The organism is Cellulomonas chengniuliangii, from assembly GCF_024508335.1.
Lineage (GTDB): Bacteria > Actinomycetota > Actinomycetes > Actinomycetales > Cellulomonadaceae > Cellulomonas_A > Cellulomonas_A chengniuliangii.
In genome coordinates, this window is sequence record NZ_CP101988.1 from 1,333,601 (window position 1) to 1,357,549 (window position 23,949).

The window sequence follows — 23,949 nt, forward strand, 5'->3', positions numbered from 1 at the left end:
GGTGAGCGGCCAGGGCCTGACCGTCATGGCGCCGGTGGGCGGCGCCGCGACGGCCAGGCCTGGACGCGTTCGAGCCTGTGGTGCGGGCGAGGATCAGCCCTGCGCCTTGGTGATGAAGGTGACGGCGTCGCCGACGGTCGCGAGGTTCTTGACCTCGTCGTCGGGGATCCGCACGTCGAACTTCTCCTCGGCGAGGGTCACGATCGTCATCATCGACAGCGAGTCGATGTCCAGGTCGTCGGTGAAGGACTTCTCGGGCAGGACGGAGTCGGTGGGAAGCCCGGTCTCCTCGCTGACGATCTCGGCCAGTCCGGCCAGGATCTCCTGCTCGCTGTGCGCCATCGGTGTTCTCCTTGTTAGGTGGTGCGGGGCGGAACGGGGCTGAACGCTACCGGGCGCCAGGCGGCGCCGGGGCGGTCACGGCAGGACGACGACCTGGGCGGCGTAGACGAGGCCGGCGCCGAAGCCGATCTGCAGGGCTAGCGCGCCGCTCGACACCTGACCCTCGCGCAGAAGGCGCTCGGTCGCGAGCGGTATGGAGGCCGCGGAGGTGTTGCCGGTGTCGGCGATGTCGCGGGCGACCGCGACGGACTCGGGGAGCTTGAGCTGCTTGATCATCTGGTCGATGATCCGCATGTTGGCCTGGTGGGGGATGAACGCGTCGATCTGGTCAGCGGTCACTCCCGCGGCGTCCAGGGCGCGCTGCGCGACGGGCGCCATCTGCCACACGGCCCACTTGAAGACGCTCTGGCCCTCCTGGCGCAAGGTCGGCCAACCCGCGTCGGAGTCCCGGGTCTCGAGCCACGAGTGCGTCTGGCGGATCGCCTCGGCCTGGGAGCCGTCGGAGCCCCAGACCGTGGGGCCGATGCCGGGGAAGTCCGACGCGCCGACGACCACGGCGCCGGCGCCGTCCCCGAGCAGGAACGAGATGCTGCGGTCGGTCGGGTCGACGAAGTCGCTCATCTTCTCGGCGCCAACCACCAGCACGTTGCGCGCCGCGCCAGACCGGACCAGCGCGTCGGCCTGGCCGATGCCGTAGCAGTAGCCCGCGCACGCGGCCGAGATGTCGTAGGCGGCCGCCGGGGTGGCGCCGACGCGCTCGGCGAGGAACGCGGCGGCCGAAGGCGTCTGGTGGAAGTGGGTGACGGTCGAGACCAGCACCGCGTCGATGTCGGCGCCGGTGAGCCCGGCGTCTTTGATCGCCGCGTTCGCGGCCTCCTCGGCGAGGTCCAGCACACCGGTGCCCTCGGCGGCGCGGCGGCGCGTCACGATGCCCGTGCGCTGGCGGATCCACTCGTCGGACGAGTCGATGGGGCCGGCAAGGTCGTCGTTCGTCACGACGCGCTCGCCGCGCATGACGCCGAGCCCCAGGATGCGGGAGTGCGCGGGGCCGGTGGACTGCGTCAGGGTGGGTCGGGTCACGAGGGGGTCTCCTGGCTGAGCGGGGCAGCGTGGCGGGCGATGAGGTCGCGTGCGGCCTGGATGTCGGTGGGGGACTTCACCGCGACCGTCTCCACACCGGGCAGCGTACGCCGGGCCAGCCCGGTCAGGACCCCGCCCGGCGCCAGCTCGAGGAGCCCGGTGACGCCCACGCGGAGCAACGCCTCCTGGCACAGGTCCCAGCGCACGGGGGCGACGATCTGCTGGGCGATCCGGTCCAGCACGTCCGCCGCCGCGCCGAACCGGCCGTGCTCGCCGGGGAGGTCGCCGTAAGCGGCGCCGTCCGCGTCGGACAGCAGCACCATGCGGGGGTCGTCGGCCGGGCGGGCCGCGGCGACCGGCGCGAATCCGTCGAGGGCGGACTGCATGAAGGGGGTGTGGAAGGCTCCGGCCACCTGGAGCGGGATGACCCGTGCCCGGGCGGGCGGCTCGGCGGCGAGGGCGGCGAGGCCCTCCAGGGATCCGGCGGCGACGACCTGGCCGCCGCCGTTGACGTTCGCCGGCCACAGGCCCGCCTGGGCGATCGCGGCGAGCACCTGCTCCGGGTCGCCCCCGACGACGGCGCTCATGCCGGTGGGCTCGGCGGCGGCTGCCTGGGCCATGAGCGAGGCGCGCACGGTCACCAGGCTGACGGCGTCCTCGTCGGTGAGCACACCGGCGACGGCCGCGGCGGCGAGCTCGCCGACGGAGTGGCCAGCGGTGGCTCCCGCGACCTGCGCCGCGTCCTGGCCGTCGAGGATCGCGCGCAGGGCGATCAGCGACATCGCCACGATGAGCGGCTGGGCGACGGCCGTGTCCCGGATCGCCTCCGCGTCGGAGTCGACCCCGTGCGACCGCAGGTCAAGCCCCGATGCCTCGGAGAACGCCGCGACACGCCCGGGCACGCCGGCCACGTCGAGCCACGGGGCGAGCATTCCTGGGGTCTGGGAGCCCTGACCTGGGCACACGATGGCAAGCACGTGTCGACTATGCCGGTCGTGGGCGTCCGGGCGGTCCCCACGACGCGCACCAACCTTCGGTCGGGCGGTTGTGTCGACCCTACAAAGCGGCTGCGAGGGCCCTACGCCGGGCCGTCTCCGCCGAGCCGGCCGAGGGCGAGCGCGGTCTGCAGCACGTAGGACTCACGCGGGTCCAGCGGGTCCCATCCGGTCACATCGGCCACCCGGCGCAGGCGGTACCGGACGGTGTTGGGATGCACGTACAGGGTGCGCGCCGCGGCCTCGAGCGAGCGGCCCGCGCCGAGGTACGCCGAGAGCGTCTCGAGCAGCGACCCGGTGCTCGCGGCGAGCGGCACGTACGCCTGCGCCACGAGCATCCGGCGCGCGTCCGCGTCGCCCACCAGCACCCGCTCGGGCAGCAGGTCGTCAGCCTGCACCGGGCGCGGCGCCTGCTCCCAGGCCGCGGCTGCCAGCAGGCCCGCGAACGCGGCGCGCGCCGAGCGGGCGGCCTCGACGACGTGCGGGACCGCTGGCCCGATGACCACCGGGCCCGGCCCGAACTTGGGGAGCAGCGTGCCCGCCGCCGCGGCCAGGTCGCCCTCTCCGCCCAGGAAGACGACCAGGCGGTCGCCCTGGATGCCCACGAGCGCGTCCTCCGCGGCACGGCGGGTGGCCCGGCGCAGGTCGGCGGCGCGCACGTCGTCGAGCGGTGAGGTCGTGGTGCCGACCATCACGAGGGTCGAGCCCTTCCCGCTCCAGCCGAGCGCGGCCACGCGCGAGCGCAGCGAGTCGTCGACGTCGCCGCGCACCAGTGCGTCCACGACCAGCGCCTCGAGCCGGGCGTCCCACGCGCCCCTGACCTCCGCGGCTCGCGCGTACACCTCGGCTGCCGAGAAGGCGACCTCGCGGGAGTACCGCAGCACGGCCTCGCGCAGGTCCCGCTCGCCGCCGGGCGCGGCGAGCTGGTCGCTGTGCTTCTCCACGACGTCCACCAGCACGCGCACCAGCTGGAGGGTGTGCTGCAGCGAGATGGACCGGGTCAGCTCGGGCGGCGCCGCCGCGAAGATCTCGCCGACGCCGTGCGGAGGGCTCGACGGGTCGCTGAACCAGGTCACGAACGCGGTGATGCCCGCCTGCGCCACGAGGCCCACGGACGAGCGGTCCTCCGCGGAGAGCACGCGGTACCAGTCGAGGTCCTCGTCGAGCCGGCGCATCGCGGCCGCGGTGAGCAGGCCATTCCCGTCGCGCACCCGGCGCAGGGTCTCGATGCCGGCCCGCGGGGGCGCCGCGTCGTTGGCGGCCGGTGAGGCCGCTGGAGCGGCGAGGGGCACGGGCGACGACGCCCCGACAGGTGTGGCGGGGTGGCGACGCTGCGTGACCATAGCGCGAGCATAGGTCTCGGGTTGTGGGGAGTCGACAAAAGTCCACGGCGTGGCGGCCGCCTACTGGTCTGGCGGGTGGGGGAGCGCGACACGGGGGGGAGCGACTAAGGTCGCGTCATGGCTCTCCTGCCGCGTCTCCGCCAGCTCATGCGGCGCCCCTCGTCGGCGTCGCGGGTCGGCGCGCGTCGCCCGACGAAGTCGGCCCGGCGTGGGGACACCCTGCACGAGGACGCGCTGCGCTCCGTGCTGAGCGACGACCCCAACAACGAGCGCGCCTTCCGGGCGCTGGCGGAGATCGTCCGGCGCCGTGCGGCCGAGCCCGAGGGCTCCGAGCACGACCCGTTGACCCGCGCCCTCCCCGAGAGCGAGAAGCAGCGCGCCGCGGACCTGGCGGTCTGGTCGCTCGGCGAGGAGCTGGCCGGCAACCCGCGCGCCTGGTACCCGTTGGTCGAGGTGGCGCGCCTGTCGGTGCGTGACGACCACGAGGGGACGCTCCGCCGGCTGACCACGGCCGCCGAGCGCGACGCGAGCGGGATCGCCCTCGCCGAGGGCATCCAGGTGCTGCGCGAGGCCGAGCTCCCCGTGGACGCGTTGTGGCTCGGCGTGGGCCACTGGCGCCCCCGCGAGCACGACCTCGAGGTGGCGCGGCAGCTGGTCCACGCCTCGATCGAGGCCGAGCGCCCGCTCGAGGCCAAGCAGCACCTCGCCGTCCTGGACGCGCACCCCGACGCCTCCGCCGTCGCCCGGCTGCGGTCGGAGATGGCCGAGGTCATCCAGGACGCGTTGCAGCAGCACTCTCCCGGCGCCTGAGCCGACCGGCGCCGCCCGGACAACGGGACAGGCCCCGGACCGCGTCTGCGGTCCGGGGCCTGTCCCGTTGTCGGCTCAGCGACTCAGGAGTCGCCGCCCACGTTGCCGGACGTGCCGGCGGTGACGTCGTGCAGGCGGTACTGCTCGATCGCCCTGGCAGGAGCGTCGGCAGGGACCTCGCCCGTCCGCGCGAGCTGCTGCAGCACGCGGACCGCGGTCGAGGGGCCATCGATCTTGAAGTGGCGACGAGCCGCCGCGCGCGTGTCGGAGAAGCCGAAGCCGTCCGCCCCGAGCGTGGCGTACGTGCCCGGGATCCACGCCCGCACCTGGTCGGCGACGAGGTGGTCGTAGTCCGTCGTCGCGACGAAGGGACCCTCGGCGCCACGCAGCTTCTGCGTCAGGTACGCCTCACGCGGCTCCTCGCCGGGCTGCAGGAACGCCTGCGCGTCCGCGGCCAGGCCGTCGCGGCGCAGCTCGTTCCAGCTGGTCACCGACCACACCGCGGCGCGCACGCCCCAGTCGTCGGCGAGGAGCTGACGCGCCTCGAGCGCCCACGGCACCGCGACGCCGGAGGCGAGGATCTGGGCGCGCGGCCCGTCGCCCTCTGCCGGCGCGATGAGGTGGATGCCCCGCAGGATGCCCTCGACGTCGACGTCCTCCGGCTCGGCCGGCTGGATCATCGGCTCGTTGTACACCGTGAGGTAGTACATGACGTCGGGGTCGCGCGGGTCGTCCTGGCCGTACATCCGCTGGATGCCGTCGCGCACGATGTGCCGGATCTCGTACCCGTACGCCGGGTCGTAGTGCACGACGTGCGGCTGGGTGCCCGCGAGCAGCGGGGAGTGCCCGTCGGCGTGCTGCAGGCCCTCGCCCGTGAGCGTGGTGCGGCCAGCCGTGGCGCCGATCAGGAACCCGCGCGTCATCTGGTCGCCGGCGGCCCAGAACTGGTCGCCGGTGCGCTGGAACCCGAACATCGAGTAGTAGAAGTAGAACGGGATCAGCGGCTCGCCGTGCGTCGCGTACGACGTGCCGACAGCCTGGAACGCTGCCGCCGAGCCAGCCTCGTTGATGCCGGTGTGCATGATCTGACCGCTCTCGGACTCCTTGTAGGAGAGCATCAGGTCACGGTCCACCGCGAGGTAGTGCTGGCCGTTGGTGTTGAAGATCTTCGCCGAGGGGAAGATCGCGTCCAGCCCGAAGGTGCGTGCCTCGTCCGGGATGATCGGGACGATCCGGTGGCCGAACTCCTTGTCCCGCACCAGGTCCTTGAACAGCCGCACGAGCGCCATGGTGGTGGCGACCTCCTGCGTGCCCGAGCCCTTCTTGAGCAGGTCGTAGGTCTTGTCGTCGGGGAGCTTGACCTCGGTGTGCTTGCTGCGCCGCTCCGGGACGAACCCGCCCAGCGCCCGGCGCCGCTCCAGCATGTACTGGATCGCCGGGTCGTCCTGGCCGGGGTGGTAGTACGGCGGGACGTACGGGTTCTCGTCGATCTGCTCGTCCGTGATCGGGATGTGCAGCGAGTCCCGCAGCAGCTTCAGGTCATCCGACTTGAGCTTCTTCATCTGGTGCGTGGCGTTGCGCCCCGCGAAGCCCGAGCCCAGGCCGTAGCCCTTGATGGTGTGCGCCAGGATGACCGTCGGCTGGCCGGTGTGGGCCGTGGCCGCCGCGTAGGCCGCGTACAGCTTGCGGTAGTCGTGGCCACCGCGCTTGAGCGCCCAGATCTCGTCGTCGGTCATCTTCTCCACGAGCGCCTTGGTGCGCGGGTCGCGACCGAAGAAGTGCTCACGGACGAAGGCGCCGTCGTTCGCCTTGTACGTCTGGTAGTCGCCGTCCGGCGTGACGTTCATGAGGTTGACCAGCGCGCGGTCCTTGTCCGCGTTGAGCAGGACGTCCCACTCGCGGCCCCAGATCACCTTGATGACGTTCCAGCCGGCGCCGCGGAACTGAGCCTCGAGCTCCTGGATGATCTTGCCGTTGCCGCGCACCGGGCCGTCGAGGCGCTGCAGGTTGCAGTTCACGACGAACGTCAGGTTGTCGAGGCCCTGCTGGGCGGCGAGCTGCAGCATGCCGCGGCTCTCGGGCTCGTCCATCTCGCCGTCGCCGAGGAACGCCCAGACGTTCTGCTGGCTCGTGTCCTTGATGCCGCGCTCGTGCAGGTAGCGGTTGGTCCACGCCTGGTAGATCGCCGACGCCGGGCCGAGGCCCATCGACACCGTCGGGAACTCCCAGAGCTCGGGGGCCAGGCGCGGGTGCGGGTACGACGGCAGGCCGCCGCCCGGGTGCGAGAGCTCCTGGCGGAAGCCGTCGAGCTGCTCCGCCGTGAGCCGGCCCTCGAGGAAGCCGCGGGCGTACACGCCGGGGGAGGCGTGGCCCTGGAAGTAGACCTGGTCTCCGCCGCCCGGGTGGTCCTTGCCGCGGAAGAAGTGGTTGAGGCCGACCTCGTACAGCGTCGCGACCGACGCGTAGGACGAGATGTGCCCGCCGACGCCGATCCCGGGACGCTGGGCGCGCGTGACCATGACGGCCGCGTTCCAGCGGATCCACGAGCGGTAGCGGCGCTCGAGCACCTCGTCGCCCGGGAAGTACGGCTCCTCGTGGACGCCGATCGTGTTCACGTACGGCGTGTTCAGGGAAGTCGGGATCGCGACGTTGCGCTCACGTGCCCGCTTCAGCAAGTTGAGCAGCACGTAGCGCGCGCGGGGCCCGCCCTTGTCGTCGATCAGGCCGTCGAGGGAGTCCACCCACTCGCCGGTCTCCTCAGGGTCGATGTCCGGCACCTGGCTCAGCAAGCCGTTGATGAGCGGACCTCTGTCCTCGGTCGAAGCCACCTGTGCTCCCTCGCCTCTCGTCCGCGGCGAGGCCATCGGCCCCGGCGCGCTCTCTTGGCCCGGCGCCGTCGCGGCACGCTTCTGCGGCTCGACAGGTTCGGGTAGTCGCGGCCATTCTCCGACCTCAAGGGGCCCAAAGTCACACCGGGCGCGGAAAATGGGACGTGACGTCCGCGACAGCGGGCCCACGGCGACACGACCGGCCCTTGCCAGAGCGGCGCCCCGTGCGGTGGGCTACGGTTTGCGAGCATCAGCAGGTCGCCCTCCCGGGCGGTCGTGACGGAAGGGAACGGGTCAGGACGTGGCATCCACCGCGGACGACGCGGCTACGCAGGCGGCGGGTCGTCTCGGATTCACCTCGGGTCAGGTGATCCAGGAATTCGGATATGACGACGATGTCGACGGCGGCCTGCGGGGCGCGATCGAGGAGGCCACCGGGGCCGAACTCGTCGACGAGGACTACGACGACGTCACGGACGGCGTCATCATCTGGTGGCGGGACGGCGACGGTGATCTCACCGACATGCTGGTCGACGCCCAGACCGTGCTGGACGACGGGGGGACCATCTGGGTCTTCACGCCGAAGAAGGGCCGCACGGGTCACGTCGACCACGGCGAGCTCGAGGAGGCCGGCACGACAGCGGGCCTGCACGTGACGAGCACCTTCTCCATCGCCGACGACTGGTCGGCGACGCGCTTGGGCTACCGCGGCCGCGGCAAGTGACCGTGGCCGAGCAGCCGGCGCCGGAGCTCGGCGCGCTGGCGCCGGACTTCACCCTCGCCGACACCCACGGGAGCCCGGTGACGCTCTCCGCGCTGCGGGGCTCCCCGGTGGTGGTCGTGTTCGTGCCGTTCGCGTTCTCGGGCATCTGCACCAGCGAGCTGTGCGAGCTGCGTGACAACCTGGCCGCGTTCGATGACGTCGGCGCCCGTGTCCTCGTGGTCTCATGCGACCCGACCCCCGCGCAGCGGGCGTGGGCCGAGCAGGAGGGCTACCGCTTCGACCTGCTCTCCGACTTCTGGCCGCACGGCGAGGTCGCGCGTGCGTATGGCGTGTTCGACGACGAGCGGGGCCGCGCGCTGCGCGGCAGCTTCCTCGTCGACGCCGACGGCGTGCTCCGCTGGAGCGTCGTCAACCCTGCCGGGCAGGCCCGTGACCTGGGCGCCTACCGTGCGGCGCTCGCCGCGCTGACCGCCTGACGGCGACGTCGCAGGCCCTGCCGCGCCCGAATCGGGCCGGTAGGCTGTGCGACCGTCGAAGGGGCCTGTAGCTCAGCTGGTCAGAGCGCCGCGTTTACACCGCGGAGGTCGCCGGTTCGAAACCGGCCGGGCCCACCACCACCTCGTGACGCGCGCAGACGACGCGATCGGCTCCCGGGCGTCATCGGGAGACCCACCCGGCCGTGTGGAGCCGTGCGAACGCGTCGAGCAGAAGATCGAGGGTGAACTCGAACTCTGCCTGGTGCTCGCACTGCCGACGCGGCCCTGGTGGCGATCCACGACGGGGCGTTCCTCGTCGGGCCCGGCCTTCTCCCGGCGGTGAACGCCCTCCTGTTCGGCGCCCTGCTCTACCGCGCCCGGCTCGTGCCCCGCGTCATCCCGCTCGTCGGCATGATCGGCGCCCCCTTGCTCGCGCTGTCCGCGCTCGGCACGATCCTCGGCCTCCACGACCAGGTGTCGCCGCTGGCAGGCCTTGCGGCCCTGCCGATCGCGCTGTGGGAGCTCAGCATCGGGGTCTGGCTCATCGTGAAGGGGGTCGACCAGACCGCAGCCCCGGCGCACCGGCCAGCAGCTGTGCGCCGATCGACAGCACCGGAGTAGCCAGACGTCCCCCTCCGCAGCCATGGCCGTCATCGCGCTGCTAGCGTCGCCGCCGTGCATGTCGGCGCGTTGACCCTGTTCCCCGTGAAGTCGCTGCGCGGCGTCCCGGTGCGCGAGGCCGACGTCGAGCGCCACGGGCTGCGAGGGGACCGCCGCTGGATGGTGGTGGACGAGCACGGCGAGACGCTCACGGCGCGCCGGGTCCCCGAGATGCTGGCGGTCACGGCGACGCCCACGCCGGGCGGCATCGTGCTCAGCGGAGAAGGGCTCCCCTCGCTGACCGTGCTCGAGCCGCGGGGCCCCGCCACCGTGGCGGTGGCCCTCTCGCGGCTCGGCCTGGCGACGGCCGGAGGAGAGGCGGCGGACGGGTGGCTGACCGCTGCGCTCGGGCGGCCCGCCCGGCTGGTGTGGCTCGACGACCCGTCGCGGCGGCCGGTCTCGCCCACGCACGGAGGCGAGACGGGAGACCCCCTGAGCCTGGCCGACGCGGGCCCGCTGCTGCTGACCACGACCGCCTCGCTGCGCCGCCTCCAGTCGTGGGTGGCCGACGAGGCGCAGTCCCGCGGTGAGGACGCAGTCTCGATCGGCATGGAGCGGTTCCGCCCGAACCTCGTGGTCGACGGCGATGACCTCGAGCCCTTCGCGGAGGACGCCTGGGGCCGGGTGCGGGTCGGCGAGGTCGAGTACCGGTTCGCGGAGCACTGCGACCGCTGCGTGCTCACCACGATCGACCCTGTGACGCGCGCGGGTGGCAAGGAGCCGCTGCGCACGCTGGCCCAGCATCGCCGCTGGGGCGGCAAGGTGTGGTTCGGCATCCGGGTGATCCCGGTCACCGCAGGGCGCGTCGCGGTGGGCGACGAGGTGGTCGTGACCGGCTGATGGGTCGGCCGACGGACCTCCGCGGCGGAGCACGCGCCGCGCCCGTTCTTCGTGCCCCGTGCGCCAGGTAGCGTTCTTCCCGTGAGCAGCAACCCCGACCACCACGCGACTCTGGCCGATGTCGTCCGGGTGCTCGACCGGCACTACCCGCCCGGCACGGCCGAGTCATGGGACTCGGTGGGCCTCGTCAGCGGCGACCCCGCCCAGCCGGTCCGCAAGGTCTTGCTCGCGGTGGACCCGGTGGACGCCGTGGTCGACGAGGCGATCGCGTGGGGCGCGGACCTCGTCTTCGTGCACCACCCGCTGCTGCTCAAGGGGGTGCACTCCGTCGCGGCGACGACTTTCAAGGGCGCACTGCTGCACAAGCTCATCAGGTCGGGGATCGCCCTGTACAACGCGCACACCAACGCTGACGCGGCAGCCGGCGGAGTGGCGGAGGGCCTCGCGGCCGCCGTGGGGCTGGTCGACCTGGAGCCGCTCGTCGCGCTCGCGTCGGAGCCGCTCGACAAGCACGTCGTGTTCGTCCCCGTGGACGACGCGGGCAGGCTCGTCGACGCACTGGCCGCGGCCGGCGCCGGCGCGATCGGGGAGTACACGCGCTGCGCGTGGCAGACGACGGGCGAGGGCACGTTCACGCCGTCCGACGCGGCCAGCCCGGCGATAGGACGCGCGGGGGAGCCGAGCGCGGTGGTCGAGGCGCGCGTCGAGATGGTGGCCCCCCGTGCCCTGCGCAGGGCTGTGATCGAGGCCATGCGCGCCGCCCACCCCTACGAGGAGCCCGCCTTCGACGTGCTCGAGCTGGCGCGGTGGGACGGGCCCACGGGCATCGGCCGCGTCGGGAGGCTCGCCGAGCCGACGACGCTGCGCGGCTTCGCGGAGCGGGTCGCCCGTGCGCTGCCGCCCACGCCGCAGGGCGTGCGGTTCGCGGGCGATCCCGCTGGGCGGGTCGAGCGGGTCGCCGTGGTCGGCGGCTCCGGGGACTCGCTGTTCGACGCGGTGCGGAGGGCTGGCGTGGACGCCTACCTGACCGCCGACCTGCGGCACCACCCGGCCTCCGAGCAGCGCGAGCGCGCCGAGTTCGAGGCCGGCCCGGATCGACCCGCCGTCCCGTACCTCGTGGACGTCGCCCACTACGCGTCGGAATGGCCCTGGCTCGCCCAGGCCGCCACCGACCTCCGCACCTCGCTCGAGATCACCGGGACTACGGTGGAGACCAGGGTCAGCACGCTGCGCACCGACCCGTGGACCGACCGTGTCTCGAGCCCGGACCACGTCCCGCCGTCGGAAGGAACCGCACCGTGACCACAGCACCCCCCGAGGAGCAGCGCCGGCTGCTCGACGTCCAGGAGCTCGACACCCGCCTGGACCAGATCGCGCACCGCCGCCGCAACCTCCCCGTCCTGGCCCGGCTCACCGAGCTGGAGAGCCGCATCGCCGACCTGGACACGGCACTGGTCGCGTCCCGCACCGCCGCGAGCGACCTGCGCCGCGAGCTGAAGAAGGCCGAGACGGACGTCGAGCAGGTGCGCACGCGCGCCGCGCGCGACCAGGCACGCCTCGACTCGGGCACGGGCAGCCCCAAGGACCTCCAGGCCCTGCAGCACGAGCTTGTCGCCCTGGGCCGGCGGCAGAGCGACCTCGAGGACGTCGAGCTCGAGGTCATGGAGCGGCTCGAGGCGCACGAGACGGCGCTGGCAGGGCTCACCCAGGCGCACGACGAGCTTCTCGCGCAGCGGGTCGAGCTCGAGGCCGAGCGGGACGCGGCGCTCGCCGAGCTCGACGCGGAGGCCGCACAGGTCACGGCCCAGCGCGCTGAGGCGGTCGCGCCGATCGACGAGAAGCTCGTCGCGCTGTACGAGCGGCTCCGCGGGAGGCTCGGGGGAGTCGCTGTGGCGCGGCTGCGTCGTGGGCGGTCCGAGGGCAGCGGGCTGCAGGTGCCCGGCACCGAGCTCGCCCGCATCAAGGCCCTGCCGGCCGACGAGATCGTGTTCTGCGAGGACTCCGGCCGCATCCTCGTGCGGGGCGAGGACGCCTACTGATGAGCGTCGCCGGGGGGCCGGGAGCGCGCAGGAGGCTGATCGTCGAGGCGGACGGCGGATCGCGCGGCAACCCCGGCCCTGCCGGCTACGGTGCGCTGGTCCGTGACGCGCGCACCGGCGACGTGCTCGCCGAACGGGCGGAGCCCCTGGGCCACACCACCAACAACGTGGCCGAGTACTCGGGGCTCGTGGCGGGCCTGCGCGCCGCCGCGGCGATCGACCCCCAGGCCCAGGTGGAGGTCCGGCTCGACTCCAGGCTCGTCGTGGAGCAGATGTCGGGCAGGTGGCAGATCAAGCACACCGAGATGCGGCGTCTCGCCGACCTCGCCCGCGCGGTGCTGCCGCCCGAGCAGGTCACCTACACGTGGGTGCCGCGGGCGCTGAACGCCGCAGCGGACTCTCTCGCGAACGAGGCGATGGACACCGGGCGGTCGATCACGCGCGAACCAGCGCCTGCCGGCGCCACGGCCGCGCTCAGCGGTGAGGAGGGCGCTCCCGGCGCGCCCGTTCCCGCGCGGGGTCGGAGGCCGTCGGGGGCGGCGCCGCGGTTCGACGACGCTGAACCGGTCACCGTCGTCCTGCTTCGCCACGGCGAGACTGCGATGACCACCGCGGGCGGCTACTCGGGCTCGTCTGAGCCAGGGCCGCCGCTGAGCCCGCACGGGCGCCAGCAGGCCGCGGCGGCCGCCGAGCTGATCGAGCGGATCGGGCGGGACCTGTGGGGCGACATCCCCTACCCGACGGAGATCATCAGCTCGCCGATGGTCCGCACGCAGGAGACCGCCGCGGTCATCGCCGACCGGCTGGGCCTGCCGGTTCGGGTTATGGAGCTGGTCAAGGAGGCCGACTTCGGCGACTGGCAAGGGCTCACCGCCCTGCAGATCGAGGAGCGGTGGCCCGGCGTGCTCGAGCCGTGGCACACCCAGGCGGACGTGCGGCCACCGGGCGGCGAGTCGATCGTGGACGTGGGCCGCCGGATCGAGCAGGTCTTCGCCGAGCTGCTCGCGGGTGGCGTGGACCGCACCGTGGTGGTGGTGAGCCACGCCGTGTCGATCCGGGCCGCGGTCGGTGTGGCGATGGGCGCGCAGCCCTCGTCCTGGAGCCGCCTGCGGGTGGCACCCGCCTCGGTGAGCATCGTGAGGCTCTTCGAGGACGGCCGCACCGAGGTGGCGGTGGCCGGCGCCCCGAGTGAGGGATGGGCTCGCGGTCGCTGACAGCGGACCACGTCGCGGCTACCGCACCACCAGGGAAAGCACTCGGGCGCCGCGCCCTGCGGGGCCGAGCTCGACGTCGTGCAGCTCGGAGCCCACCAGCTCGCCCGCCGCCGCGGCGAGCTGCTCCGCGTCCACCGGCTCGGGGGCCGCGCGGGTGAGGAGGTGCCGGGCGAGGACGCCCCGGGTGTGCTTGGCGTGGTGGGAGACCACCGAGCGCTTGCCGTCCAGCTCACGCAGCACCCGCACCGCGACCCACTCCTGGGCGGCGGCCGGCCGCCACGCGGCGAGGTAGGCCGCCGATCGGCAGTCGACGACCAGCTCGGTGGCGCCGCGGGAGTCCAGCTCGGCAGCCAGCGGCTCCCGCCACACCCGGGCCAGCGGGCCCACGCCGGGCAGGTCCACCCCCATCGACAGGCGGTACGCGGGGATGGCGTCGTCAGGCGCGACGAGCCCCCACAGGGCGGAGACGACCCGCAGCGACATGGCGGCGCGTGCCGCCGCCGGCCCTGACAGGTCCGCGAGCCCGGCCGCGGCGTACAGCACGCCGGTGTAGACCCGCGCGGCCGGGGCGGTGGCGGCCGCCCGCAGCCCCACGTTGCCCGCGACCTCGGCGGCGAGGCTCGGGCCCACCCCCAGCACCGACGCGGCGTCGGGGCGTGCGCTGACCTCGGCCAGCGCGTCGAGCACCTTCTCCCGCCACGGGTTCAGCGCGGGGGAGGACATCGCGTCGAGATGGAGCGGCGGGCCGTCGGCCGGAGCGGTCTTGCCTTCGGAGGGTGGGAGCAGGACGAGCACGGCATGACTCTACGGGCCTGGGCTGGAGCGCCAGACCCGCGCGGAGGTCGCCCACGGGTGGTGGCGCTGTGCGCGCGGCACGGCACCAGATGCCGACGTCCGCCGGGCGCCGGACGATGGGGGTCGGCGTGCGCGGCGGCGCCCACGCCTGCTCGACCGAGGGGTGCGGATGGCACAGGTCAAGGTGTACGGGCGACGTGACGTCTGGGGACCGCGACGACGCGAGGTCTCGGACGCGGTGCACGCGGCCCTGGTGAGCACGTGGGGGGTGCCCCAGGACCAACGGTTCCACCGGTTCCTGCTTCTCGACGCCGACGACCTGCTGGCCCCCCGTTCGCGGGAGTACTTGATCCTCGAGGTGCTGTGCTTCTCCGGGCGCGGCCCCGTCGAGCGGCGCGCGTTGATCAACGCGATGTACGTCGAGGTGGCCCCGGCCCTAGGGCTGGGCGCCGACGACCTGGAGATCGTCATCATCGAGAGCCCGCCGGGCAACTGGGGGCTGCGCGGCGTCGCGGGCAACGAGCTGCTGCTGAGCCGGCGCGCCGGACTCTGACCGAGGGCGGTCGGCCGGGCGGTGCGCGCGCCGCGCCAGGCAACGGCTAGTCTGGACCCGCGGATGAGTCAGTCAGGCGGCCGCGTCGAGCCCTCGGGCTCGCCGAGGAACGTCCGGGCTCCACAGAGCGGGGTGGTGGGTAACACCCACCCGGGGTGACCCGCGGGACAGTGCCACAGAGAACAGACCGCCTCGCAGGCTCCTCGGAGCAGGCGAGGTCAGGGTGAAACGGTGGTGTAAGAGACCACCAGCGTGCCGGGTGACCGGCGCGGCTAGGTAAACCCCACCCGGAGCAAGGTCAGACAGGGAGCGTTCGAGGGCTGCTCGCCCGAGCTCCTGGGTAGACCGCTGGAGGCGTGCGGCAACGCACGTCGTAGATGGATGGTCGCCACCCGTGCCGGGGCGACCGGGCACGGGGACAGAACCCGGCGTACGACTGGCTCATCCGCTCTCACCCCTCCTTCTGGAGCCGCGCCCGGGACATGGCCGGGCGCCCAGCAGAGGAGCCCCTCATGGCGTCCCAGGTCGTGCCCGTCGATCCGCCGCACATGCGCCACAGCCCTGCGTTCGCCCAGGGGATGATCGCGCCAGCGGGCCCCACCCTCTACGTCGGGGGGCAGAACGGCGTCGACGGCGACGGCACGCTCCTCGACGGCCTCGGCCCGCAGACCGAGCAGGCGCTGCGCAACGTCCTGGCGGTCCTCGCCCATGCCGGGACCGGGCCCGAGCACGTGGCCAAGCTGACGGTCTACCTCGCCGCGGGAGTCGACCCCGGCGCCGCGTACGCCGCGACCGCCGCGGTGTGGGGCGGGCATCGCACCGCCGTCACGGTGCTGGCGGTCCCCCCGGCGCGGGAGGGCGCCCTTGTCGAGATCGAGGCCGTGGCGGCAGTCCCGGAGGGCTGACCGCGGCGTCGGCGCGGCCGAGCAGGCCGGGTCAGCCGGGGAGCGACTCGGCGGCCGCCATGTCGGCGGCGACCTCGGCCGGCGTGGACCGGAGCAGGCAGAACTCGTTGCCCTCCGGGTCGGCGAGGACGACCCACGTGACGTCCGGCCCCTGCCCGACGTCGACCCGCCGTGCGCCCAGCGCGATCAGGCGCTCGAGCTCGGTGGCCTGGTCCGATCCGTCCTGCGGCCGCAGGTCGATGTGGAGCCGGTTCTTGACCGTCTTGTCCTCCGGGACTCGGATGAAGCCCAGCTCCAGGTCGCCCGGGCTCTCCCCGACGATCCAGATCTCGTCCTCGCCGTCCGCCTCGACCTCGCGGCCCAGCACCTCGCCCCACCAGGCGGCGAGGCTCGCGGGGTCGCGGGAGTCGACGACCACTTGGCTCAGGATGATGCCCATACGGGGACGATAGGGATGGCCCCGAGCGCACGCAAGGGCTCCGCGCGTCCCATCCGCCATGGTTGGCCCGTTCTGCGAGGATCTGGCCATGACTGGTCCTCTCGTCGCGGAGCGTGCCGCCGCCGTCAACGCCGCCTCCCTCGACTGGGTGGGCTGGGCCGTGGTGCTCGGACCGGCGGCGACGCTCGTCGCGGGCCTCGTCGCAGGGGTTGTCGCCTACCTTGCGATCGCGCAGCGCCGGCGGGCCGACGCGAAGGCCGAGTGGTGGCGCCGCACCCAGTGGGCGCTCGACGAGGTGCTGTCCGGCGAGCCCGATCGTCGCCGTGTCGGCGTGGCGGTGCTGTACCGCCTGGCTGAGAGCGAGCTCGCCACCCCTGAGGACCTGGAGGTGTTCGACGCCGCGTGGGGCCTGGTGCTCGGAATCGGCGGCCCTGTCGCCTCGGCGGCGCCGGAGCCCTCGGCCACCGAGGTGACGGCGGCGCGGGGCCGGGTGCTCACCGACGGCAGGCGGGGGGTGGCCACGGCGGGCTGGGTGGTGCGGCTCGCCGTGGGAGCGTCCGGCGTCCCTGCGGCCGGGGGCGTGGCTGACCGAGAACCCGCGCCGCCAGATGCGGCGGGTCGTGGGGCGACGGACGATGGGAGTGGCCCGCACGGGCCGCGTCTCGATGGAGGGGAGGGCCTCATGGGGATCGACGACATGAAGGACAAGGCCTCGCAGGCCGCGAAGAGCGACAAGGCCGAGGGGGCTAGCGACTCCGGCCTGGACAAGGCGGAGTCTGCCGCCTCCTCCAAGGCCGGCGAGGGGCACGAGGACAAGGTCGCGCAGGCCCGCGACAAGGGGGACGAGGCGCTCGGGAACGCCTGAGGCTCCGTTCGAGCGACGGCTCCAGGCTGCCACAGGGCTGCCTCGGGGCCGTTCGTCGTGGGGGCGTCAGGCGCTGAGCCGCTCCACGTGCCCGCGGTGGGCGTCCGCCAGCCACGGGGTGCGGAGGCGCTCGTCGTCGGGCTGCCGCCCCGAGGCCAGGGCATCGAGGTATCGACGGTCGGCTGCGAGGCGACGGGCGAGCTCGGCGGTGTCGCCGACGTGGCCGTGGCCGGGGACCAGGGTGTGGAGCCCGTACTCCGCGATCGCGCGCTCGAGGGTCTCCAAGCCCGCCCAGTAGTCGCCGAGCGGGTCGTCGGCGTCGGTGTCGAGCAGCGGGATCTCGAGGTCCGAGAGCATGTCGCCCGCCAGCAGGGCCCCGGCGTGGGGGATGGCGAGCGCGGCGTGGCCTGGGGCGTGGGCCCGGTGCGCCACGACGTGGACGTCCGGGCCGTCCCACGGCAGGGTCGCCGCGCCGGGCGGCAGCGGGGTCAGGCGCCCGAAGTGCTGGCGGTCCTGCCCGGGGCCTCGGCCTCGGCCTGGGCCAGGTCCGCGTCGCGGGTGCGCGACTGCGACGCGACAGCCTCGGGCGTGGCCCAGCGGGGGACCCCCGCCCAGTCCGCCCTCCACAGCACGTGGTCCCAGTGCGGGTGGGTGCTGAAGCCGGCGACGACCCGCCAGTCCCGGGCGCGGGCCTCGTGAGCCCGGGAATCGAGCTCGGGGACGGTGATGCCGGGATCAACGAGCACGCAACCGCCGTCGGCCCCCACGATCGCCGTGGTGATGCTGGTCCAGGTGGTGGCGGTCGCCACCCAGATCCCCGGGGCGACCTGCGTGAACGTGGATCGCGCCGTCATGGCTCGATCGTAGGGCCGATCAGATGAGAACACCCTCATGGGTGATTTCACCCAGAAAGCGCTCTCTTCTGAGAGGCTCGACTCAAGGACGTGAGCCGCCGCCTCCCCCCCGCAGCAGGCTCGCGTCACGGTCGCCACGCGACCGAGCGACGGCGGCATCCCGCTCCAGGGATGCCGCCGTCAGTTCGTGTGCGGGCGCCCGCCTCAGTGCGAGGCGTCGGCCGCCAACGCCGCCGCCCCGACGATGCCCGCAGCGTTGCGGAGCGTTGCCGGAACGATCGGCGTCCGGAGGCGGAGCAGGGGCAGGAACTTCTCGTGGTGCTTGGAGACGCCGCCGCCCACCACGATGAGGTCCGGCCAGAACAGGTTCTCCACGACGCTGTAGTAGCGCTGCAGGCGCTCGGCCCACTCCGTCCAGCTGAGGTTGTCGCGGTCGCGCGCGCTCTCCGCCGCGCGGCTCTCCGCGTCGTGCCCGTCGATCTCCAGGTGCCCGAGCTCCGTGTTCGGGACCAGGTGGCCGTCGACCACCAGGGCCGAGCCGATGCCTGTGCCCAGCGTCGTCACCAGCACCACGCCGGACACGCTGCGGGCCGCGCCGTAGACGGTCTCCGCGTACCCGGCCGCGTCCGCGTCGTTGACGGCCACGACGTTGCGGCCGGTCGCCTCGGCGATGACGTCCTCCACGTCCGTCCCGATCCACGACGGGTCGACGTTCGCGGCGGACTGCGCGACGCCGTGCAGGATCACCGCCGGGAACGTCACGCCCACCGGCACGTCCTCGGGCAGGTGGAAGGCCTCGATGACCTCCGCGACGGTCCGCGCGACGGCGTCCGGGGTCGCCGGCTGCGGCGTCGGGATGCGGACCCGGTCGCCCGCGAACTCGCCGCGGACCAGGTCCACCGGGGCGCCCTTGATGCCGCTGCCGCCGATGTCGATGCCGAACGCCGTGGTGGGGCGCTCGGCGAGCATGTGGCGGCGCTTGCGGTGGCGGTCGCCCGCGTCCTTGTCGTGGTCGTGCTTGTCGTGGTGGCTCATGGCAGTGTCAGCACCTCGGCTCCTGTCTCGGTCACGACCAGCGTGTGCTCGAACTGAGCGCTGCGCCTGCGGTCGGCCGTGACGACGGTCCATCCGTCGTCCCACATCTCCCACTCGGGCGTCCCCAGGTTGAGCATGGGCTCGATGGTGAAGACCATGCCGGGCTCCATCACTGTGGCGTAGTGCGGCGCGGCGTCGTAGTGGGGGACCACCAGCCCGGAGTGGAACGCCTCGCCCACGCCGTGCCCGGTGTAGTCGCGGACCACGCCGTACCCGAAGCGCTGCGCGTACTTCTCGATGACGCGCCCGATGACGTTGATCTCCCGGCCGGGCTTGACCGCCTTGATCGCACGGTTGAGCGACTCGCGGGTTCGCTCGACCAGCAGTGCCGACTCCTCATCGAGCTCGCCCACGCCGAACGTCGCGTTGTTGTCCCCGTGCACCCCGCCGATGTAGGCGGTGATGTCGATGTTCACCAGGTCGCCGTCCTGCAGCACCGTGGAGTCGGGGATGCCGTGGCAGATGACCTCGTTCACCGAGGTGCACAGCGACTTGGGGAAGCCGCGGTAGCCGAGGGTCGATGGGTAGGCGTGGTGGTCCATGAGGAACTGGTGGCCCACCCGGTCGAGCGCGTCGGTGGTGACGCCAGGCGCCACGTGACGGCCGACCTCCTCGAGCGCCTGCGCGGCGATGCGCGCCGCGACCCGGATTCGCTCGAGCACCTCGGGGGCCGGGATGTCGCTGCCGGTGAACGGCGTGGGCGCCGGCCGGCCCACGTACTCCGGGCGGGGGATCGACGCCGGGACCGGCAGTTGGGGGCTGATGGTCCCGGGGACGAGGGTGGCTCTCGGCGCGTGCACGATCGACATAGGTGGCAGTCTACGGAGCACGCGCGGCCGAGGTGCGGTCGCACCGAGGAGGGCAGCATGTCGGGCAGCGGCGACGAGTTCTACTTCAACATCGCGACCGGGCAGGTCGAGCAGGGCAAGGTGTCCGACTGGAAGGACCGGATGGGCCCGTACCCCACCCGTGAGGCCGCCCAGCGCGCGCTCGACATCGCCGCCGCACGCACGAAGGCGTGGGACGAGGACGACGCGCGCGAGCGCTGAGCGGCCTCCCTCGAGGGCTGAGCCCCTCAGGCCAGGAACGAGTGCGCGTCGTCGGGGAAAGTCGCCCCGCGGACGTCCGCCGCGTACGCCCGGGCGGCGTCGCCCAACGCCTGGCCGATCTGCCCGTACTGCTTGGCGAACCGCGGCGACCAGCCGCCCATGCCCGCCATGTCGAGCCACACGAGCACCTGGCCGTCGCAGTCGACGCCCGCGCCGATGCCGATGGTCGGGACCCGCAGGATCTCGGTGATGCGCGCGGCCACGGGCGCCGGGACCATCTCCAGGACGACGGCAACCGCGCCCGCCTCCTGCAGCGCGATCGCGTCCTCGCTGAGCAGCTCGGCGGCGTCCTCGTCCCTGCCCTGCACGCGCTTGCCGCCCAGGGCGTTCTCCGACTGCGGTGTGAAGCCGAGGTGCCCGAAGACCGGGATGCCCGCGTCGGACAGCGCCTTGACCTGGGCCGCGACCCGGCGGCCGCCCTCGAGCTTGACCGCGTGCGCCCCCGTCTCCTTGAAGATGCGCACGGCCGTGGCCAGCGCCTGCTCGGGGCCGGCCTCGTACGAGCCGAACGGCATGTCCACGACCACCAGCGCGCGGCTCACCGAGCGCACGACGGCGCGGGCCGGCGGGATGAGCTCGTCGAGCGTGACCGGGATGGTGGTCTCGTGGCCCAGCATCGTGTTGCCGATCGAGTCCCCGACGAGCAGGAGGTCGATGCCCGCCTCGTCGAAGATCCGGGCGGTCGGCGCGTCGTACGCCGTCAGCATCGTCAGCTTCTCGCCGCGCTCCTTCGCCTCGCGCAGGTGGTGGACGCGCACGCGCTTGGGGGTGGTCGTCATCGTGCTGGCTCCTGTGGGTCCGGGGCTGGGTCGGCTGGGGCGTCTTCGCCGGTCAGGGCTCGCGCCACCGCGTCGTGATGGGCAGCCTACGGTCCCGGCCGAAGGCGAGCGCTGTGACCTTGGGGCCCAGCGGGTACTGGCGGCGCTTCCACTCGGCGCGGTCCACCAGGGACAGGACCTTGTCGACCACCTCGGGGTCGTAGCCCCGGGCGAGCAGCTCGGCCCGCCCCTCGGCATGCTCGACGTACGCGTCCAGCACCTCGTCGAGGAGGTCGTAGGGCGGCAGCGAGTCCTGGTCGGTCTGGCCGGGACGCAGCTCGGCCGACGGCGGCTTGGTGATCGAGCTCTCCGGGATGGGCGGGATCTGCCCGGCGTCGACCGCGGCGTTGTTGCGCCACCGGGACAGCGCCCACACCCGCGACTTGTCGACGTCCTTGAGCGGGGCGTACCCGCCGACGGCGTCGCCGTAGATGGTCGAGTAGCCCACCGCCAACTCGCTCTTGTTGCCGGTGGCCAGCACCAGGGGCCCTTCGGCGTTCGAGATCGCCATGAGGATCATGCCGCGCACCCTGGCCTGCAGGTTCTCCGCCGCGACGCCCTCCAGCCCGAGCTGCGCCTCGAACGCGTCGACGATCGTGCCGATGGGCTGGACGCGGTAGTCGGCGCCGATCCGCTTGGCGAGGTCGGCGGCGTCGTCCTTGGAGTGCTCCGAGGAGTACCGGGACGGCATCGACACCCCGATCACGTTCTGGCCGCCGAGCGCGTCGGCGCTGATCGCCGCCACGAGCGCGGAGTCGATGCCACCCGACAGGCCCAGGACCACGGACCGGAACCCGTTCTTGCGCGCGTACCCGGCCAGTCCGGTGACCAGCGCCTGGTAGACCTCCGCGTCGGCGTCCAGGTGGGGCGCGATCTCGCCGGTCCGCGGCTCGCGGCCGTCGTCGAGGTCCCACACGAGGAGGTGCTCGACGAACTGCGGCGCGCTGGCCAGCAGCGTCCCGTCGGCGGCCACCACGAACGAGCCCCCGTCGAAGACGAGGTCGTCCTGGCCGCCCACCATGTTCACGTAAGCGACCGGCGCGTCGACCTGCCGGGCGCGCCGCGCGGCCAGCTCGGTGCGGATGTGCCCCTTGCCCTCCTCGAACGGCGAGCCGTTGAGGACCACGAGCAGCGCGACCTCGTTCTCGTCCATCTCGGAGACGGGCCCGCCGTCCTGCCAGATGTCCTCGCAGACCACCACGCCCACCCGGTGGCCGCGGACGTCGATCACGCAGATGTCGTCGCCGGGGGCGAAGATGCGGAACTCGTCGAAGACGCCGTAGTTGGGCAGGTGGTGCTTGTCGTAGCGCCGCGCGACCGTCCCGTGCTGCAGCAGCACCGCCTGGTTGGTGGGGCGCGCGGGGGCGCCCTCGTGCTCGCGGGAGGCGGTGTCGCCGACCGTGCCGACCAGCACGGCCAGGTCGCCCATGCCGCGCGCGTCGAGCTCGGCCGCGGTCCGCTCGAGCGCCCGCTCGGCGCCGCGCCGGAACGAGGCGCGCAGCGCCAGGTCCTCGATGGGATATCCGGTGATCGTCATCTCGGGGAAGACGACGAGGTCGGCGCCGGCCTCGGCCGCGCGCTGCGACCACGCGAGCACCGCCTGGGAGTTGCCGTCGAGGTCGCCGACGCACGTGTCGATCTGGGCCAGGGCGATGCGCAGTGCCATGGCCTGAGCCTAGGCCCCGGCCGCGCGTGGGCGGCGCCCGGGCCGCGCGAGGGCGCGGACGGGCCGCGCAGAAGAATCGCCTGCGGGTATGTCACCAGCCGTCACAGGCATCGGGCAGGATGTACCGCATGGACAGGCAGCAGGAGTTCGTGCTCCGCACGGTCGAAGAGCGGGACATCCGCTTCATCCGCCTCTGGTTCACCGACGTGCTCGGGATCCTGAAGTCCGTCGCGATCGCCCCGGCCGAGCTCGAGGCCGCGTTCTCCGAGGGCATCGGGTTCGACGGCAGCTCCATCGAGGGGCTCACGCGGGTGTACGAGGCGGACATGATCGCCAAGCCCGACCCCACCACGTTCCAGATCCTTCCGTGGCGCGGCGAGCGGCACGGCACCGCGCGCATGTTCTGCGACATCCTCACGCCCGACGGCGAGCCGTCCATGGCGGACTCCCGCAACGTGCTGAAGCGCGCGCTCGCCAAGGCCAGCGCCCAGGGCTTCACCTTCTACACGCACCCCGAGGTCGAGTTCTACCTGTTCGAGGCGCCCGCGGACCCGTTGAGCCCGCTGATCCCCGTCGACCAGGGCGGCTACTTCGACCACGTCCCGCGCGGCACCACGCACGACTTCCGCCGCGCCGCGATCACCATGCTCGAGTCGATGGGCATCTCGGTGGAGTTCTCCCACCACGAGGCCGGCCCGGGCCAGAACGAGATCGACCTGCGGTACGCCGACGCGCTGACCACCGCGGACAACATCATGACGTTCCGCACGGTCGTCAAGGAGGTCGCGCTCGAGCAGGGCGTCTTCGCGTCCTTCATGCCCAAGCCGATGCCCGACAAGCCCGGCTCGGGCATGCACACGCACCTGTCGCTGTTCGAGGGCGACCGGAACGCGTTCCACGAGCCCGGCGCCCACCTGGAGCTGTCCAAGGTGGCGCGCAGCTTCATCGCGGGCATCCTCACGCACGCCGCGGAGATCACCGCGGTGACCAACCAGTTCGTGAACTCCTACAAGCGGCTGTGGGGCGGCTCCGAGGCGCCCAGCTACATCTGCTGGGGCCACAACAACCGCTCCGCGCTGGTGCGCGTTCCCATGTACAAGCCGGGCAAGGGCAACTCGAGCCGCGTCGAGTACCGCGCGGTCGACGCCGCCACGAACCCGTACCTCGCGTTCGCGGTGCTGCTCGCCGCGGGGCTCAAGGGCATCGAGGAGGGCTACCAGCTCCCCGAGGGCGCCGAGGACGACGTGTGGGAGCTCACCGACGCCGAGCGCCGGGCCCTGGGCATCGAGCCGCTGCCCACGTCGCTCGACGCCGCGATCGCGGTGATGGAGAAGTCCGAGCTGGTCGCCGAGACGCTCGGCGAGCACGTCTTCGACTTCGTGCTGCGCAACAAGAAGCAGGAGTGGGACGAGTACCGGGCACAGGTCACGCAGTACGAGCTGCAGCGGTTCCTGCCTGTGCTGTGAGCGCGCCCGGACAGGTGTCCGGCCCGGGCGGCG

The 23,949-nt window shown here is 73.2% G+C and carries 26 protein-coding genes, 1 tRNA gene and 1 other RNA gene; 15 read left to right on the plus strand and 13 right to left on the minus strand.

From position 1 onward, the window contains the following. Nucleotides 1–93 precede the first annotated feature (93 nt). The 4 genes from NP064_RS06165 to NP064_RS06180 form a co-directional block, all read right to left on the minus strand. Nucleotides 94–342, minus strand: coding sequence for an acyl carrier protein (locus tag NP064_RS06165; RefSeq protein WP_227568746.1), 249 nt, complete (start codon nucleotides 340–342; stop codon nucleotides 94–96). Nucleotides 343–417: 75 nt separating this feature from the next. After that, nucleotides 418–1,422, minus strand: a complete 1,005-nt coding sequence (locus NP064_RS06170) for a beta-ketoacyl-ACP synthase III (protein ID WP_227568747.1) — start codon at nucleotides 1,420–1,422, stop codon at nucleotides 418–420. Beyond that, nucleotides 1,419–2,399: an ACP S-malonyltransferase gene (locus NP064_RS06175; RefSeq protein WP_227568748.1), complete on the minus strand. Its 981-nt coding sequence runs from the start codon at nucleotides 2,397–2,399 to the stop codon at nucleotides 1,419–1,421. Before NP064_RS06175 ends, NP064_RS06170 begins: the two co-directional genes overlap by 4 nt. A gap of 101 nt (nucleotides 2,400–2,500) precedes the next feature. Then, complete coding sequence (locus NP064_RS06180) at nucleotides 2,501–3,760, minus strand: PucR family transcriptional regulator (protein ID WP_227568749.1); 1,260 nt, start codon at nucleotides 3,758–3,760, stop codon at nucleotides 2,501–2,503. Between the two features lie 117 nt (nucleotides 3,761–3,877). Between NP064_RS06180 and NP064_RS06185 the strand changes: the two genes are divergently transcribed. Further along, the gene (locus NP064_RS06185) at nucleotides 3,878–4,570 is read left to right on the plus strand and encodes a hypothetical protein (protein ID WP_227568750.1); all 693 of its coding nucleotides are present in this window, start codon (nucleotides 3,878–3,880) and stop codon (nucleotides 4,568–4,570) included. A gap of 83 nt (nucleotides 4,571–4,653) precedes the next feature. Here the strand turns inward: NP064_RS06185 and aceE are convergent, their stop codons facing one another. After that, nucleotides 4,654–7,434 carry a pyruvate dehydrogenase (acetyl-transferring), homodimeric type gene (aceE, locus tag NP064_RS06190; protein ID WP_372456352.1) on the minus strand — a complete coding sequence of 927 codons (2,781 nt, stop codon included), beginning with the start codon at nucleotides 7,432–7,434 and terminating at the stop codon, nucleotides 4,654–4,656. A gap of 265 nt (nucleotides 7,435–7,699) precedes the next feature. On the opposite strand from aceE, the gene NP064_RS06195 reads away from it, so the two are divergent. The 8 genes from NP064_RS06195 (at nucleotide 7,700) to NP064_RS06230 (ending at nucleotide 13,351) form a co-directional block, all read left to right on the plus strand. Continuing rightward, nucleotides 7,700–8,122, plus strand: a complete 423-nt coding sequence (locus NP064_RS06195; RefSeq protein WP_227568752.1) for a DUF3052 domain-containing protein — start codon at nucleotides 7,700–7,702, stop codon at nucleotides 8,120–8,122. A gap of 2 nt (nucleotides 8,123–8,124) precedes the next feature. Next, nucleotides 8,125–8,598: a peroxiredoxin gene (locus tag NP064_RS06200; RefSeq protein WP_227568753.1), complete on the plus strand. Its 474-nt coding sequence runs from the start codon at nucleotides 8,125–8,127 to the stop codon at nucleotides 8,596–8,598. Between the two features lie 61 nt (nucleotides 8,599–8,659). Further along, nucleotides 8,660–8,736: transfer RNA gene (locus NP064_RS06205), tRNA-Val, on the plus strand. Nucleotides 8,737–8,886: 150 nt separating this feature from the next. After that, nucleotides 8,887–9,219, plus strand: coding sequence for a DUF4386 domain-containing protein (locus tag NP064_RS06210; protein WP_227568754.1), 333 nt, complete (start codon nucleotides 8,887–8,889; stop codon nucleotides 9,217–9,219). 54 nt (nucleotides 9,220–9,273) lie between these two features. Beyond that, the gene (locus tag NP064_RS06215) at nucleotides 9,274–10,098 is read left to right on the plus strand and encodes an MOSC domain-containing protein (RefSeq protein WP_227568755.1); all 825 of its coding nucleotides are present in this window, start codon (nucleotides 9,274–9,276) and stop codon (nucleotides 10,096–10,098) included. Nucleotides 10,099–10,179: 81 nt separating this feature from the next. Beyond that, nucleotides 10,180–11,400: a Nif3-like dinuclear metal center hexameric protein gene (locus NP064_RS06220; protein WP_227568756.1), complete on the plus strand. Its 1,221-nt coding sequence runs from the start codon at nucleotides 10,180–10,182 to the stop codon at nucleotides 11,398–11,400. Continuing rightward, on the plus strand, nucleotides 11,397–12,137 hold the full coding sequence (locus NP064_RS06225; protein WP_227568757.1) for a zinc ribbon domain-containing protein: 741 nt from the start codon (nucleotides 11,397–11,399) through the stop codon (nucleotides 12,135–12,137). The genes NP064_RS06220 and NP064_RS06225 overlap by 4 nt, the downstream gene beginning before the upstream one ends. Beyond that, nucleotides 12,137–13,351, plus strand: coding sequence for a bifunctional RNase H/acid phosphatase (locus NP064_RS06230; protein ID WP_227568758.1), 1,215 nt, complete (start codon nucleotides 12,137–12,139; stop codon nucleotides 13,349–13,351). The genes NP064_RS06225 and NP064_RS06230 overlap by 1 nt, the downstream gene beginning before the upstream one ends. Nucleotides 13,352–13,369: 18 nt before the next feature. On the opposite strand, the gene NP064_RS06235 is transcribed toward NP064_RS06230, so the two are convergent. Continuing rightward, nucleotides 13,370–14,146, minus strand: coding sequence for a YaaA family protein (locus NP064_RS06235; protein WP_227568759.1), 777 nt, complete (start codon nucleotides 14,144–14,146; stop codon nucleotides 13,370–13,372). A gap of 169 nt (nucleotides 14,147–14,315) precedes the next feature. Here NP064_RS06235 and NP064_RS06240 point away from each other — a divergent pair, with 169 nt between their 5' ends. From NP064_RS06240 to NP064_RS06250, 3 genes are all read left to right on the plus strand, one after another. Next, complete coding sequence (locus NP064_RS06240) at nucleotides 14,316–14,699, plus strand: tautomerase family protein (RefSeq protein ID WP_227568760.1); 384 nt, start codon at nucleotides 14,316–14,318, stop codon at nucleotides 14,697–14,699. A gap of 64 nt (nucleotides 14,700–14,763) precedes the next feature. Next, nucleotides 14,764–15,147, plus strand: an RNA gene (rnpB, locus tag NP064_RS06245) — RNase P RNA component class A. A 64-nt stretch (nucleotides 15,148–15,211) separates the two neighbouring features. Further along, the gene (locus NP064_RS06250) at nucleotides 15,212–15,604 is read left to right on the plus strand and encodes a RidA family protein (RefSeq protein WP_227568761.1); all 393 of its coding nucleotides are present in this window, start codon (nucleotides 15,212–15,214) and stop codon (nucleotides 15,602–15,604) included. Nucleotides 15,605–15,635: 31 nt separating this feature from the next. Here NP064_RS06250 and NP064_RS06255 read toward each other — a convergent pair whose 3' ends face one another. Further along, entirely contained in the window at nucleotides 15,636–16,043 is a 408-nt protein-coding gene (locus tag NP064_RS06255; protein ID WP_227568762.1) for a VOC family protein, read from the minus strand. Between the two features lie 88 nt (nucleotides 16,044–16,131). Here NP064_RS06255 and NP064_RS06260 point away from each other — a divergent pair, with 88 nt between their 5' ends. Then, the gene (locus NP064_RS06260; RefSeq protein ID WP_227568763.1) at nucleotides 16,132–16,908 is read left to right on the plus strand and encodes an antitoxin; all 777 of its coding nucleotides are present in this window, start codon (nucleotides 16,132–16,134) and stop codon (nucleotides 16,906–16,908) included. 66 nt (nucleotides 16,909–16,974) lie between these two features. On the opposite strand, the gene NP064_RS06265 is transcribed toward NP064_RS06260, so the two are convergent. The 4 genes from NP064_RS06265 to map form a co-directional block, all read right to left on the minus strand. Then, on the minus strand, nucleotides 16,975–17,505 hold the full coding sequence (locus tag NP064_RS06265; RefSeq protein WP_348519201.1) for an MBL fold metallo-hydrolase: 531 nt from the start codon (nucleotides 17,503–17,505) through the stop codon (nucleotides 16,975–16,977). Further along, entirely contained in the window at nucleotides 17,397–17,762 is a 366-nt protein-coding gene (locus tag NP064_RS06270) for an MBL fold metallo-hydrolase (protein ID WP_227568765.1), read from the minus strand. The genes NP064_RS06265 and NP064_RS06270 overlap by 109 nt, the downstream gene beginning before the upstream one ends. A gap of 204 nt (nucleotides 17,763–17,966) precedes the next feature. Beyond that, complete coding sequence (ppgK, locus tag NP064_RS06275; RefSeq protein ID WP_227568795.1) at nucleotides 17,967–18,731, minus strand: polyphosphate--glucose phosphotransferase; 765 nt, start codon at nucleotides 18,729–18,731, stop codon at nucleotides 17,967–17,969. Between the two features lie 62 nt (nucleotides 18,732–18,793). Next, on the minus strand, nucleotides 18,794–19,666 hold the full coding sequence (gene map / locus NP064_RS06280; protein ID WP_227568766.1) for a type I methionyl aminopeptidase: 873 nt from the start codon (nucleotides 19,664–19,666) through the stop codon (nucleotides 18,794–18,796). Nucleotides 19,667–19,723: 57 nt separating this feature from the next. Between map and NP064_RS06285 the strand changes: the two genes are divergently transcribed. Continuing rightward, nucleotides 19,724–19,906, plus strand: a complete 183-nt coding sequence (locus tag NP064_RS06285; protein WP_227568767.1) for an SPOR domain-containing protein — start codon at nucleotides 19,724–19,726, stop codon at nucleotides 19,904–19,906. Between the two features lie 26 nt (nucleotides 19,907–19,932). On the opposite strand, the gene panB is transcribed toward NP064_RS06285, so the two are convergent. Together panB and NP064_RS06295 are read right to left on the minus strand one after the other, a co-directional pair. Next, on the minus strand, nucleotides 19,933–20,745 hold the full coding sequence (gene panB, locus NP064_RS06290) for a 3-methyl-2-oxobutanoate hydroxymethyltransferase (RefSeq protein ID WP_227568768.1): 813 nt from the start codon (nucleotides 20,743–20,745) through the stop codon (nucleotides 19,933–19,935). Between the two features lie 52 nt (nucleotides 20,746–20,797). After that, nucleotides 20,798–22,450, minus strand: a complete 1,653-nt coding sequence (locus NP064_RS06295) for an NAD+ synthase (RefSeq protein WP_227568769.1) — start codon at nucleotides 22,448–22,450, stop codon at nucleotides 20,798–20,800. 128 nt (nucleotides 22,451–22,578) lie between these two features. Between NP064_RS06295 and glnA the strand changes: the two genes are divergently transcribed. Continuing rightward, nucleotides 22,579–23,916 (plus strand): type I glutamate--ammonia ligase, encoded by a 1,338-nt coding sequence (gene glnA, locus NP064_RS06300; protein WP_227568770.1) that lies wholly within the window; start codon nucleotides 22,579–22,581, stop codon nucleotides 23,914–23,916. Nucleotides 23,917–23,949: the final 33 nt, after the last annotated feature.

What these genes read in the sequence shown, in the direction of transcription:
- NP064_RS06165 (WP_227568746.1), bottom strand. Translation starts at nt 342, where the DNA reads ATGGCGCACAGCGAGCAGGAGATCCTGGCCGGACTGGCCGAGATCGTC.
- NP064_RS06270 (WP_227568765.1), bottom strand. Translation starts at nt 17,762, where the DNA reads ATGACGGCGCGATCCACGTTCACGCAGGTCGCCCCGGGGATCTGGGTG.
- NP064_RS06260 (WP_227568763.1), top strand. Translation starts at nt 16,132, where the DNA reads ATGACTGGTCCTCTCGTCGCGGAGCGTGCCGCCGCCGTCAACGCCGCC.
- glnA (WP_227568770.1), top strand. Translation starts at nt 22,579, where the DNA reads ATGGACAGGCAGCAGGAGTTCGTGCTCCGCACGGTCGAAGAGCGGGAC.
- map (WP_227568766.1), bottom strand. Translation starts at nt 19,666, where the DNA reads ATGTCGATCGTGCACGCGCCGAGAGCCACCCTCGTCCCCGGGACCATC.
- NP064_RS06285 (WP_227568767.1), top strand. Translation starts at nt 19,724, where the DNA reads ATGTCGGGCAGCGGCGACGAGTTCTACTTCAACATCGCGACCGGGCAG.
- NP064_RS06250 (WP_227568761.1), top strand. Translation starts at nt 15,212, where the DNA reads ATGGCGTCCCAGGTCGTGCCCGTCGATCCGCCGCACATGCGCCACAGC.
- NP064_RS06230 (WP_227568758.1), top strand. Translation starts at nt 12,137, where the DNA reads ATGAGCGTCGCCGGGGGGCCGGGAGCGCGCAGGAGGCTGATCGTCGAG.
- NP064_RS06185 (WP_227568750.1), top strand. Translation starts at nt 3,878, where the DNA reads ATGGCTCTCCTGCCGCGTCTCCGCCAGCTCATGCGGCGCCCCTCGTCG.
- NP064_RS06295 (WP_227568769.1), bottom strand. Translation starts at nt 22,450, where the DNA reads ATGGCACTGCGCATCGCCCTGGCCCAGATCGACACGTGCGTCGGCGAC.
- panB (WP_227568768.1), bottom strand. Translation starts at nt 20,745, where the DNA reads ATGACGACCACCCCCAAGCGCGTGCGCGTCCACCACCTGCGCGAGGCG.
- NP064_RS06180 (WP_227568749.1), bottom strand. Translation starts at nt 3,760, where the DNA reads ATGGTCACGCAGCGTCGCCACCCCGCCACACCTGTCGGGGCGTCGTCG.
- NP064_RS06240 (WP_227568760.1), top strand. Translation starts at nt 14,316, where the DNA reads ATGGCACAGGTCAAGGTGTACGGGCGACGTGACGTCTGGGGACCGCGA.
- aceE (WP_372456352.1), bottom strand. Translation starts at nt 7,434, where the DNA reads ATGGCCTCGCCGCGGACGAGAGGCGAGGGAGCACAGGTGGCTTCGACC.
- NP064_RS06255 (WP_227568762.1), bottom strand. Translation starts at nt 16,043, where the DNA reads ATGGGCATCATCCTGAGCCAAGTGGTCGTCGACTCCCGCGACCCCGCG.
- ppgK (WP_227568795.1), bottom strand. Translation starts at nt 18,731, where the DNA reads ATGCTCGCCGAGCGCCCCACCACGGCGTTCGGCATCGACATCGGCGGC.